Here is a 12074-nt window from a genome sequence, read left to right as displayed (position 1 = left end):
TTTCAAGGCCGGATCGAGGACCCGGCGAGGACAACGCGGCGCACAGTTCTGACGGTGACTCCCAACCGCCTGCAGGCGGCTCTGTGTCGTGAAGAAAGGTGGACCGAAGTGTTCGTCCAGCCGCGCCTCACCACCCCCTCAGGGCCTGTTTCCCCGGAGCAGCCGTGGTGGAACCCGCAACGCGCGTCGGCCATGCCCGTGGGCCGTTATCTGCGTAACCGCATCGAGCTGCCGAGCACACCCCTCGAGCGCGAATGGCCAGGCAAGACCGTCGAGCGCGCTCCACTTTGGGCTTCGGTCGACCTTCGCGACGGCAATCAGTCGCTCGCGGACCCGATGGACGCGTATCGCAAGGGCGCGATGTTCGACGTGCTCGTGGGCATGGGTTTCAAGGACATCGAGGTTGGCTACCCCGCAGCGAGCGCGGCCGAGTTCTCCTTCGTCCGCACGCTGATAACCGAGGACCGGATTCCGGACGACGTCACGATCTCCGTCTTCACCCCGGCCAAGCCCGACCTCATCGCCCGCACGTTCGAGGCGATCCAGGGCTGCGACCGGGCCATGGTGCATCTCTGCATGGCGACTGCCTGCCTGTGGCGTGACGTGGTGTTCCAGCTGTCGCCGGACGAGCTGGAACGCGTAACCGTGGCCGCTGCCGGGGAGGTGGTACGGCTCGCCGACGCGATGCCCGGCCGTATCAGGTTCGAGTACTCGCCGGAGACCTTCAACGTCACCGAGCCCGACTTCGCGCTGCGGATGTCCAACCGGGTCGCCGATTTGTGGGATGCCTGCCCGGACCGGCCTGTCACGCTCAACCTGCCGACCACGGTCGAGACCGACTCGCCCAACTTCTACGCCGACCAGATCGAGTGGATGCACCGCAACCTGGACAATCGTTCGTCGATCATCCTCTCGGTCCACCCGCACAACGACCGGGGCACCGCCGTGGCCTCGGCCGAGCTCGCCGTCATGGCCGGCGCCGACCGGGTGGAGGGCACACTGTTCGGCAACGGGGAGCGCACCGGCAACGTCTGCCTCGCCACGCTCGCGCTCAACCTGTTCAGCCACGGCCTGGACCCGCAGCTCGACTTCTCGCACATCGACGACATACGGCGCACGGTCGAGGAGTGCAACCAGATGCCGGTCCCGGCCCGCCATCCGTACGCGGGGGAATTGGTCTTCACCGCCTTCTCCGGTACTCACCAGGACGCCATCGCCAAGGGTTTCGCGGCCGTGCGCGGCGCCGCCGAGAGGGCCGGCCGACCGGTCGGTGAGCAGCGTTGGGAGGTGCCGTACCTGCCGTTGGATCCGCACGACGTCGGCCGCACGTACGAGTCCGTGGTCCGGGTCAACAGCCAGTCCGGCAAGGGCGGCATCGCGCACCTGCTCGCCGAGCGGCACGGCCTCGACCTCCCGCGCGACGTGCGGGTGGAGTTCGCCCGCGTCGTACAGCGTGTCACCGACGAGTCCGGGGTCGAGCTGAACAGCCGGCGCCTGTGGGAGATCTTCCGTGACGAGTATCTCCAGCCGCACACCGGGATGGTGCTCAAGGACGCGCAGACGGAGAAGACCGGCGACGGCTACCGGGTCGAGGCGCTGGTCGCCCTTCCGGACGGCCGCGAGATGAGGGTCGGCGGCACGGGCGGCGGCGTCGGGTCTGCCTTCGCGGCGGCGTTGTCCGGCTCGGTACGGCCGATCGTCCTTCAAGAGCTCTCCCGCCATCTGGCGGACGACGGCGTAACCGCGCGCACCGCGGCGTACGTGCGGGTGACCGCCGACGACGAGGTGGTGTGGGGGGTGGGCCTGGCCGAGGATCCGGGCGAAGCCGAGCTCGGCGCGATCCTCTCCGCCGTCAACCGCGCCGTCCGTGCCTGAGCGCAAAGCCAAGGAGAAGAGACGATGACCATCATCGGCCGTCGCGTACCCCTGCCCGACGACACCGTGGTGCACCGGTCCTTCGAGCGGCACGCCCGGTCGAACCCCGGCCAGATCGCTGTGACGTGCGGCGACGAGAGCCTCACGTACGCCGAGCTCAACGCTCGGGCGAACCGCCTCGCGCACCGGCTCGCGGCCCGCGGTGTCGGCCCCGGCGTCATCGTCGGCGTCTGCATCGACCGCAACCTGCATCTGATGGAGGCGATCCTGGCGATTCTCAAGACCGGCGCCGCCTACGTGCCGCTGGACCCGACCTACCCTCGTGACCGCCTCGAGGTCATGGTCTCCCAGCTCGACGCCCTGTCGCTGATACTTTCGGCCGCCTCGACCGTCGAGCTGGTCGCCTCGCTGCCGGCGGAGATCGTCGACCTGTCCACGCCGGCCGCGGAGTATCACCCCGACACCGATCCGGTCCTGGAGCTGACCGGCGACGACATCTGCTACGCCGTGTTCACCTCCGGCTCCACCGGAGTGCCCAAGGCAGTCGCGGTGCGCCATGAGGGCTGGTTCAACCTGCTGACCTGGCTCCGGATCGAGTACGAGCTGGACACCAGCTCCAGCGACCTGATGATCAGCTCGTTCGGGTTCGACATCACCCAGCGCAGCCTCATGGCGCCGCTGTTCTGCGGTGCCACCCTGCACCTGCTGCCCAGCCGCAGCTTCGACATCAGCATGGCGTACCGGATCATCGGCGACCGCCGGGTGCGCACCTTGCATTGCGCACCAAGCACCCTCTACCTGCTGATCGAACGGGAGGTCGCGACCGGCGGCGCGGCGCTTCACGCGCTACGGTACGTGTTCATCGGCGGCGAGCCGATGAACGCCCGGCGGGTCGCCGACTGGGCCGCCCGGGCCGGCAACGCTTGCTTGCTGCTGCATCAGTACGGCGTAGCCGAGTGCACGGACGTGGCGAGCTCGCATCCCATGGTCGACTTCCCGGCGTACGCGTCGGGTGCCCTACCGGTCGGCCAACCGGTCTACAACACCGAGATCCACCTGCTCGACGAGGGTCTGAAGGAGGTGCCCGACGGCGAGACCGGCGAGATCTGCATCAGCGGGATCAGCGTCGGCGCCGGCTATCTCAACGCGGTGCCCGCCGACCATCTCCGGTTCCTCACCACCGACATCGGCGGCCGGCCGACCCGGATCTACCGCACCGGCGACCGCGGCTACGTCGGGCCCACCGGTGAACTGGTCGTAGTGGGCCGCGCGGACGCGCAGGTGAAGGTCCGGGGCATGCGCATCGACCTGGGCGATATCGAGCACGCCGTTCGCCGGCACCCGCGAGTAAGCGACGTCGCGGTGCTGCCGGTGCATGCCATGGACGGCCAGGTCGAACTTGCCGCCTTCGTCATTCCGCAGGACGAGGCCCTGCGGTTCCCGGCCCTGCGTCGCGACCTGCTCGGCGTGCTGCCGCGCAACATGGTGCCCCAGAGGTTCATCCCGATGGACGAGTTCCCGCTCAGCCCGAACGGGAAGATAGACCGACGGCGGCTCGCGGACCTGGTCCCGGCCGCTGGGGCTCAGTCGTGAACGGCCCAGCCGTCGTGCAACTGCTGGACAGCCACCACCGGCGTAGCCCCAACGACCGGCTGGTGGTCTGTGCAACCGGCGCTGACGAGGCCGGCGCTGAGTCCCTCGCCCTGTGGTGGACCGACCTGTCCGGGGAGCCGAAGGCGGGCTGGTTGTTTCCCGTGGATCTCGCGGAGCAGGACGCGGCAGTGGCGCAACGACTACTCGCGGCCGGCGGGTACGGGCGGCCCGCCGGGCGCGGTCCGGCGACGGGCTGGGGCGTGCTGGCGCACCTTGCCCGGCAGGCCGGCCTGCCAGGCTCCGGCTACGGCCCTTCTGACGTGCTCGACGTCGACGAGCTGGTGAGCCTGGTCCGCGACCGGACCAGCGTGGCGGCGCCGCCGCAGCGGTTCACCGGACATGACCCTTGCCCTGTGGTGGCGAATCTGTTGGAGACGTGCCGGCTCATCGGCTGGGCGACCCGCGCATGGTCCACCCGCGTCGGCCTGGCTGACGAACCGTCCCCGCTCCAGCGGTGGCTGGGGCGCGAACCCGTATCGGAGGACCTGCCGTGACCACGACGCAAGTGCTGCTCGCCGCCGGCGTGGTGATCCTCGTCGTGCGGCTGGTCGGCTGGCTGCTGGCCCGGGCCGGTCAGCCCCGGGTGGTCGGCGAGATCATCGCCGGCATCCTGCTCGGACCCACCGTGCTCGGAATGCTCTGGCCGGCCGCCCGCGACGTGCTCTTCCCGCCCGGCGTGATCGCCGCGTTTCAGGTGCTCGCCCAGTTCGGGCTGGTGCTGTTCATGCTGCTGGTCGGCATGGAGCTGGACGTGCGGCACCTGCGCGGGCAGGGCAGCCGCTCGCTCGTGATCAGCCTGGTGTCGGTGGCGTTCCCGTTCGTCCTCGGCGTTGTCCTTGCCTTTCCGCTCTATCCGGACTTCGGCCACGGACACAGCCGGGTGGCCTTCAGCCTGTTCCTCGGCGCGGCCACCGCTATCACCGCGTTCCCGGTGCTGGCGCGGATCCTCCAGGAGACCGGGCTGACACACACCCGCGTCGGCGTCATCGCCATCACCTGTGCCGCAGTGGACGACGTCATCGCCTGGTGCCTGCTCGCCGTCGTCGTGGCGGTGGCCGGCAACGGCAGCCCCGCGCAGGTGGCCCTGCACGTCGTCGGCGCCCTGGCCTTCGTCCTGCTCATGTTCGGCGTGGTCCGGCCGCTGCTGGCCCGGATGCCGCGGCTGCCGTTCTGGGCGGCCCTGACCGTGGCGTTCCTCGGGGCCTGGTGCACCGAGACCATCGGGATCCACGCGATCTTCGGTGGTTTCCTGGCGGGCCTGGTGCTGCCACGCCGGCCGGATTGGCAGGAGGCGGTCCGGGTGCGGCTGATCGGCGTAGTCGAGGCGTTCGTGCTACCGATGTTCTTCGTGGTGGTCGGCATGTCCACGCGCATCGACGAGCTCGGCAGCTGGCGGACGCTCGGGGTACTGGCCTTGGTCACGGCGGTGTCGGTCGCCGGCAAGCTGGGTGGCACCACGTTGGCCGCGCGGGCCATGCGAGAAGGCTGGCCGGCCGCGTGGTCGCTCGGCGTGCTGATGAACACCCGCGGCCTGACCGAGATCGTCATCCTCACGGTCGGCCTGCAGCTCGGTGTCATCGACGCCACGCTGTTCACCGTCTTCGTGGTAATGGCGCTGGTCACCACGATGATGGCCGCACCAGCGCTACGCCGGCTGTCCCGCCTCGACGCCGTCGCCGAAGCCGCGCCGCTGCCGAGCGCGGCGGCCGTCACCTCATCGCCGGGCTGAGGGAGGCACGGATGCCTCCGCCCGAACGGGACGGCATCCGGTTCGAGGTGCCCGTGCTGCGCGGCTGGTTGCTGATCGAGCATCCGGGTCCGTGGAGTTCCTCAGTGGAGCGCACCGTGCCCGGGTTGCCCGCCCGGGTGCGGTCCGCCGCCGCCGAGCACGGCCTGCGAATCAATCTCATCCGCCGGTACGGAAGCCGGCGCACGGAGACGGGCCGGTGCTTCGTCTCGTCGTTCGCCGGCGGTGTTCCGCTGATCGAGGAGGTACACCGCGAGCAACTCACCGGCCGGCTGCCCAGTATCGCTGCCGCGCTGACCGCGGGGCGACCGTCCGGGCTCGGCACGCCGCTGACCGGGCCGATATTCCTGGTCTGCACAAATGCGCAGCGCAATGCGGCCTGCGGCAGTTCCGGTACGGCGGTCGCGCGGGCCGCCACGGCCACAGCCGGCGGCCATGCCTGGGAGACCACGCACGTCGGCGGCTGCCGATTCGCCGCCAACCTGGTCTGGCTGCCGGCCGGTGTCTACTACCGGGGCCTGGCCGTGGCGGAGTTGCCGGCCCTGGTCGAGGCGGCCGACCGCGGGCGGATCGTCCTGCCGCGGTACCGCGGCCGGGCGGGGCTCCCGCCGGACGCGCAGGCGGCCGAGTGGGCGGTGCGGCGGGTCACCGGGCTCGACGCCGTCGAGTCGGTGCGGGTGGCGGGTATCGGGCCGGCGGACGCGTCCGGGCACCGGCTCGTCGAGGTGCTTACGACGCGCGGGACGTACCGCGTGACGGTTCACCCGCGCGGCCAGTCCGGCCTGCGGTACGAGGCGGTCGGGGTGACCGGCCCAGGGCAGCACGAGGACCGGCCGGGGACCGATCGAGGATCGACACCGGAGCATGGTCCTTGCCCGATCATCCGGGCGGCGAGCGAAAGGAGGTGAGCGATGACTATCGAGCGCGTGTACGAGGAGGGCCTCGTCAAGGAGTGGCACGGCAACCAGATCTGACCTGCGCGGTGGGGGCGCTCGTGGCCCCCACCGACCCGTGTGACACAGCGGAGGACACCGTGAGCAACCCTCGCCTCAAGCCCTTCCTGCGGGTCTATCACCGGCAGGACGAGAATCACTTGTTCATCGGGGTCGGTCCCGACAAGGTGCGGATCACTGACCCGACGCCCGAGATGGTCGAATTCGTGGTCGGCCTGGACGGTACCGCGGCCGTCGAGCAGTTGCGGACGAAATATCCCGACACCGACGAGTGGCTCAGCGGGCTGGCCGGCGTCGGTGTCCTCGAGAGTGTCGAGGACACCGACGGTCTCGACGTCGACGTGGCGCAGCGGTGGAGCCGCCAGATCAACTACCTGCGGTTGTTCGACCGGCCAGGCTGGTCCGGCTTCGACGGCCAGCGGCGTATCGGCGACGCCCGGGTGGTGGTCGTGGGCACCGGCGCCGGCGGGACGACACTGCTTCGCCTGCTCAACGCGGCCGGCGTCGGGCACCTCGAGGCGGTGGACTTCGACACGTTCGCGGTCGACAACCTGCCGACACACGCCACCCTGGACGAGGAGGACGTCGGCTCGCACAAGCTGGAGTCGCTGCGCCGGCACCTCTTCCGGCAGAACTCGCGCACCGCCTTCACCGCCCATGACCGGACGATCCAGTCGGCGGATGACCTGGCCGAGCTCATCGACGGCGCGGACTTCTTCGTGCACGCTTTCGATCGGCCGCGCGAACTGGCGGCGACCTGGTCCAATCTGGCCAGTCTTCGCACGGGGGTACCGCTGACGTCGATCGGCGCCACCGACAAGGGTGCCCGGGTCGGGCCAACCATGCTTCCAGGTGTAACGCCGTGCTGGGAGTGCGCGGGAATCTACGGCTTCGACATCCTGCGGCACGAGGAGACGGCGGCGCTGACCGGTTCCACCGTGGCGATGCTCGCCGGTATCGCCGTCAACGAGGTGCTTCAACTCCTGTCCGGCGCCAAAGAGAAAACCCGCACCAGCGGACAGAGCCTGTACGTCAACACCGACTCGCTCACCTTCACCTTCACCGAGTACGACTTCCGGCCCGGCTGCCGCTGCGAGGCGTATCGGCTGGAGCGACGGGCGGCGTGACAAACGTGCGTACCTCGTCGCTGGGCAAGCTCTGGTGGCAGTGGCTGCCCACGAGCCTTGGTTCCAGCATGCTCGTGCTGGAGATCCCGGTGGTCGCCGCCGCGGTGGCGCGGTCAGGTTCAACCACGCAGGCTGTCGCGGCGCTGGGCATCGCGGTCGCCGTCATCGTCGTGGTGAATGGTCCCTCACTCGCCCTCGCGCCGCTGGTGGTCATCCTCGACAGCCGGTACGCACGCCGCAGCGTCCGCCGTTACGCCGTGGCCCTCGGCATCGCGGCCGCCGTCGTCGTGGCGGCCGTGGGGCTGTGCCGGCCACTGCTGACGTCCCTTTTCCACTTGGACGCCGCCACCGCACGCGACGCGGGCTGGGCACTGCTCGTACTCGCGCCGGCGTCCGTGGCGGTGGCCTCGCGACGCTTCCAGCACGGCCGGCTCGTCGCGGCCGGCGCAACGGGCGGCATCGGTGTGGCCACCGGCGTCCGGCTGGCCGTATCGGCGACATTCGCCTGGTGCGTCGCGCCGTTCGTGTCCTCCGGCGCGGTGGTCGGCGCCTTCGCGCTAACCCTCGGCGCGTGCGCCGAGGCGACCACGCTGGCAATGCGCCTGCGCCGCATCGACACCGGCCGCGACACCGCACCGCCGACCGGCCTGCGATCCATCGGGACCGCGCACCTGCCGCTGGCCGCGGTGCGGGTGCTGAACATGGTTCCGCAGCTGCTCACCACGATCGGCATCGGGTACGCGGCCGGCTCACTGTCGTCGCTGGCCGCGTGGCCGATTGTCTACGGCTTGCTGTCGCTGTTCACCGGCCCGACGGCCGACTACGAGACGGTGAGCACAGCCGCACTGCTCCGGGACCCGGCCGACGCCACGCCGCGCCGGCTCGGGACGCTGCTCGTGTGCGTGGTCACCGCCGGGTACGGGATCGCGCTGTTCACTCCGCTGCGCGACTGGTATATGAGCGGGTTTTCCGGATTGGACGATCATGCACTGGACGTGGCGCTGGCCGGGTCGCTGTGGACACTGCTGATTCCGGCGGGTTGGGTGGTGCGCGGCTATCTGCGAGCCACCACCATGGCGACCGGGCGCACCCGGATCCTTTCGTACGGCGTCGGCGTGCACCTGACCGGCCTGGCCGTCGTGCTGGCCGCCCTGGTCGCCGCAGGCCTACCGGGCGTGACCTGCGCGGCGCTCGCGGTGTTCGGTGGCGTGCTGACCGAGACAATCGGCTTGGCGTTGCCGCAAGTCCTGCGCCGTCCGCTTCGGACGGAGCAGACCGTTGGCTGAGGATTCGCTGCGCATCGGCGTGGTGCAGCAGCCCGCGCCTGAACCGCCGGCCGCGGCCGCTGAGGCCGCCAGGCTCGTGCGCGACGCGGCCGAGGCCGGTGCGGAGCTGATCGTGCTGCCGGAGCTGTGGAACACCGGCTACCGGCTGCCCACTCGTGCCGAGGCAGGTTCGCCCGCCTTCCGTGCCGCGGCGGACCGGGCCGGGAAGGAATTCCTCGCGCGCCTTTCCCGGCTGACCGGCGAGCTGAACGTCGCGGTGGTGGCCACCTACCTCGGCGTCGAGGGTGCGGGACTGACCAACTGTGCCGCCTTGGTCGGTGCCGACGGCATGGTTCTCCTGCGCTACACCAAAGTGAATCTGGCGCGCTTCGCCGGCGAGGATGCCCTGCTGCCGGGTTCTCGATTCCCGGTGGCCGACCTTCCGCGCCCCGGTGGTGGCGTGGTGCGGACCGGCGTGATGATCTGCTACGACCGGGTATTCCCGGAGGCCGGCCGGGCGCTGGCGGCCGCCGGAGCAGAGATGGTGCTGGTGCCGAACGCCGGGCCGCTGTGCCATATCCGGGACGCACAGGTACGCACCCGGTCCTTCGAGAACAAGTACGCGGTCGCGGTCGCCAACTACGCGGGAGCTCCGATGGGCGGCGGCTCGCTGGTCTGCGACGGCATCGCGTTCGACGAGGCCGGAGTGCCACGCGACCTGGTCGCGTGGCGCGCCGGCCGAACACCGGTCACCGCGGTGGTGGACGTACCGCTGGCACGGCTGCGGTCCTACCGGGCCGTGCAGCCGTGGGGCCTGATCGAGGCCCGCGGATGACAGCTCACAGCAGCTCCAGCGCGAGCCGGGCCCCGAGGCCGAGCAGCACGAGGCTGGTCAGCACCTCGAGCACGTGCCGCACCGAGGGCCGGCGGAAGAACCGTTGCAGCCGCAGAATCAGCAGGGCGTAGGTTGTGTGCCAGACCGCCGCGATGCTCAGGAACACGGCCGACAACGCCATCGTCTGCGGCAGCACGGCGTGGCCGGCCCGCACGAACTGCGGCACGAAGGTCACGAAGAACACCGCTACCTTGGGGTTCAGCGCGTTGCTGAGCACTCCCTGCCGAAATGCGCTGCCGATCGTCCGGCGTGCGCCCGGGTCCGCCTCCGCATCGCCCCGCTCCGGCACCCGGGCCGCCAGGATCGTCTGCAGCAACCCGGTGATGCCAAGGTATGCCAGGTAGAGGCCGCCGGCGATCTGCAGGATGGTGAACGCCGCAGCCGAGGCCGTCACGATGGCCGTGACGCCGAGCATGGCGATCGTCGCGTGGAACAGGATCCCGGCCACGGTGCCCGCACAGACGGCGAGGACCGGCCACCGGCCGTGCGTCATGGCCGTCCGGGTGATCAGCGCGAGGTCCGGACCGGGGACGACGATGATCAGTGCGGCCAGCGCGCCGAAGGTCAGCAGATGCGTCAGCAAGAGCTCTCCTCGAAACGCCCTTCGCGGGTGAACATGGCGATCAAAACGTCCCGGAACGACTCGCCCTGGCCGGGACCCGGCGTCAGCGGCCGCACGCCGTGCCGCGTCGCCTCGTCGTCGTTGAGGATCAGCTCACCCGGCTGGGCCAACGTGATCGTCGTGAGGCGCTCCCGGTCCGGCGTGTACAGGCTGCTGTCCCCACCCTTGACGTTGACCCGGTCAACCAGCAGCGCGACCACGTAGTCCACGCCGTCGCGATGCACACCCTCCGGCGTGGGCTTGCCGAGTGCCCCGGAGCGCGCGTAGATCCGGTTCTGGAAGCTTCGTAACCTCCAGCTGCCCGGTCCGGCGGCCGCGTCGAGCACGCTGACGGCGCACCGGACGAGCCCGGCCAGGATCGGCGACCCGGCCGCGTCCGGCTCGAACGGCTGGTACCACCGCTCGATCCCGCCATTGAGATGGTTGACGTCCTTCGACTGGGAATAGGGGACGTGCGGCATCGGGCGCAGACCCGTGGAGTCGCAGTGGAACTCGGCGTAACGGCGGTAGCGGTAGGTGCCGCCGTCAGCCATGTACTCGTCGAGCAGCAGGCGGTTCCAGGTGTCGGCAAACGCCGCCCAGTCGGCGTCGGTGGCCAGGTCGCGGCCCAGGATCTGGCCGAGGTGGCCGTGATGGTAGCCAGTACCGGCGAGGTCGGTGGTCATGATGGCGCCTCCTGAGTCAACGGGTCAGCCGAGGGTGGTGAACGATCGGGTGCCGCGCCCGCAGGCAACGGTCTCCCAGGCGTCCCGGTCCCGGATGTAGAGCGGGCGAGCCGCACGCACCGACGTGACGTCGGCGCCGTGCCGGCCGAGGTGGTAGCGGATCTCGCCGGTCACGTGCGCGCGGACCTCGAACACGAAGCGCTGGCAGGCCTCGCGCAACTGCCCGAACCAGCGGCCCTCCACGGCCTCACGCACCCATGCCTGCTCGACGACCAGCTTCGTACGGATCGTCTCGCTGCTCACCGTGGCGCTCTCGAGCCGCCGGTACGCGTCGAGCAGCAGGTGGGCGGCGGGCATCTCGCGCACCTCGACGACCTTCTCGCCGGTGTCGATGTGCTCGAGGCTGGTGTAGCGACCCAGCCCGTACCGGCCCACTCTCTCGTTGAGCCGCATGATCAGCTCGACCAGCGGAAGCACTTCGCCGTCCACGGCCACCGGACGGCCCTCGCGGAACGCCAGTACCAGCGTCTCGTCCGCGGGCTCGCCGGCGAGCCGGCTCCACTCGAACATTTCGGCGGGGACCCGGACGTCCTCGGGGTCGTCGAGCACACCCGACTCGAACTCACGGCACCACAGGTTCTCGTCGCCGCTGGTCTCGCGCTGGACGTAGAAACTCAGGCCGGCGTGCTCGAGCGCGGCCTGCTTCTTCAGGCGCGAATCGGCGTCCAGCTCATACGGCGTCCCGAAGAATCCGTCATAGCCAAGTGCCGCGATGGCGCCGTTGAGCCGCCGCAGGCTGTTCTGCGACTGGTTGGCGGTGTGCAGGACGACCCGGGCGCCGATCTCCCCGGCGATCCGGACGGCCTCGCGGGCCAGCAACGGCCGGCTCAGCGAGGAGCTCACCGGGTGGGTGTTCAGATAGGTCGCGTGGGCGGCGATCGCAGGCGCCACGAACTCCTCGGCGAACGTCTCCCGGGCGTCGATGATCCGCAGCTGCGCTCCGAGGCGCGCGGCAGTCTCCTTCAGCAGCGGCTCGTCATAGGGCGCTCCCACGTCAACGAGCAGCGCGGTGACGTCGCGGAAGCCGAGCTCGCCCAGTCGCAGCAGCGTGTATGCGCTGTCCAAACCGCCGCTGAAAAGGGTCACCACCGAAGTGGTCATGGAGATGGGTGCTAGGTCGGCGAAACTGGCGATCGTGGGGTGTATGAGCACGCACACACTGTGGAGTAGACCGTCCTCATCCCGTCCTCCGCAGGCCGGTCGTCACGGACT

General features: G+C 70.2%; 11 protein-coding genes. 8 read left to right on the top strand and 3 right to left on the bottom strand.

Annotation, left to right across the window (positions count from 1 at the left end; genetic code table 11):
• The first annotated feature begins 108 nt into the window (after positions 1-108).
• The 8 genes from HH310_RS04975 (at position 109) to HH310_RS04940 (ending at position 9455) form a co-directional block, all read left to right on the top strand.
• Positions 109-1875, top strand: coding sequence for a 2-isopropylmalate synthase (locus tag HH310_RS04975; RefSeq protein WP_312033836.1), 1767 nt, complete (start codon positions 109-111; stop codon positions 1873-1875).
• A gap of 24 nt (positions 1876-1899) precedes the next feature.
• The gene (locus tag HH310_RS04970; RefSeq protein WP_169174173.1) at positions 1900-3468 is read left to right on the top strand and encodes an amino acid adenylation domain-containing protein; all 1569 of its coding nucleotides are present in this window, start codon (positions 1900-1902) and stop codon (positions 3466-3468) included.
• Positions 3465-4022: a DUF6218 family protein gene (locus tag HH310_RS04965; protein WP_169174172.1), complete on the top strand. Its 558-nt coding sequence runs from the start codon at positions 3465-3467 to the stop codon at positions 4020-4022. Before HH310_RS04970 ends, HH310_RS04965 begins: the two co-directional genes overlap by 4 nt.
• A complete protein-coding gene (locus HH310_RS04960; protein ID WP_169174171.1) occupies positions 4019-5257 on the top strand; it encodes a cation:proton antiporter in 1239 nt (412 codons plus the stop codon). The genes HH310_RS04965 and HH310_RS04960 overlap by 4 nt, the downstream gene beginning before the upstream one ends.
• 11 nt (positions 5258-5268) lie before the next feature.
• Positions 5269-6183: a sucrase ferredoxin gene (locus tag HH310_RS04955; RefSeq protein ID WP_169174170.1), complete on the top strand. Its 915-nt coding sequence runs from the start codon at positions 5269-5271 to the stop codon at positions 6181-6183.
• A gap of 125 nt (positions 6184-6308) precedes the next feature.
• Positions 6309-7355: a ThiF family adenylyltransferase gene (locus HH310_RS04950; protein WP_169174169.1), complete on the top strand. Its 1047-nt coding sequence runs from the start codon at positions 6309-6311 to the stop codon at positions 7353-7355.
• The gene (locus HH310_RS04945; RefSeq protein WP_169174168.1) at positions 7352-8641 is read left to right on the top strand and encodes a hypothetical protein; all 1290 of its coding nucleotides are present in this window, start codon (positions 7352-7354) and stop codon (positions 8639-8641) included. The genes HH310_RS04950 and HH310_RS04945 overlap by 4 nt, the downstream gene beginning before the upstream one ends.
• Positions 8634-9455, top strand: coding sequence for a carbon-nitrogen hydrolase family protein (locus tag HH310_RS04940; protein WP_169174167.1), 822 nt, complete (start codon positions 8634-8636; stop codon positions 9453-9455). The genes HH310_RS04945 and HH310_RS04940 overlap by 8 nt, the downstream gene beginning before the upstream one ends.
• Positions 9456-9459: 4 nt before the next feature.
• On the opposite strand, the gene HH310_RS04935 is transcribed toward HH310_RS04940, so the two are convergent.
• From HH310_RS04935 to HH310_RS04925, 3 genes are read right to left on the bottom strand one after another with little or no spacing between them, the layout of a single operon-like run.
• Positions 9460-10098 carry a LysE family translocator gene (locus tag HH310_RS04935; RefSeq protein WP_169174166.1) on the bottom strand — a complete coding sequence of 213 codons (639 nt, stop codon included), beginning with the start codon at positions 10096-10098 and terminating at the stop codon, positions 9460-9462.
• Positions 10092-10802, bottom strand: a complete 711-nt coding sequence (locus HH310_RS04930) for a 2OG-Fe dioxygenase family protein (RefSeq protein ID WP_169174165.1) — start codon at positions 10800-10802, stop codon at positions 10092-10094. The genes HH310_RS04935 and HH310_RS04930 overlap by 7 nt, the downstream gene beginning before the upstream one ends.
• A 24-nt stretch (positions 10803-10826) precedes the next feature.
• A complete protein-coding gene (locus HH310_RS04925; RefSeq protein WP_312033835.1) occupies positions 10827-12014 on the bottom strand; it encodes an argininosuccinate synthase-related protein in 1188 nt (395 codons plus the stop codon).
• Between the last annotated feature and the right edge of the window lie 60 nt (positions 12015-12074).

The organism is Actinoplanes sp. TBRC 11911 (genome assembly GCF_012933445.1).
Taxonomy (GTDB): Bacteria; Actinomycetota; Actinomycetes; order Mycobacteriales; family Micromonosporaceae; genus Actinoplanes.
This window is presented reverse-complemented; position numbering and strand designations above follow the sequence as displayed.

Excerpts from the sequence above, each read along its gene's own strand:
- HH310_RS04930 (WP_169174165.1), bottom strand. The coding sequence starts at position 10,802 with ATGACCACCGACCTCGCCGGTACTGGCTACCATCACGGCCACCTCGGC.
- HH310_RS04970 (WP_169174173.1), top strand. The coding sequence starts at position 1,900 with ATGACCATCATCGGCCGTCGCGTACCCCTGCCCGACGACACCGTGGTG.
- HH310_RS04955 (WP_169174170.1), top strand. The coding sequence starts at position 5,269 with ATGCCTCCGCCCGAACGGGACGGCATCCGGTTCGAGGTGCCCGTGCTG.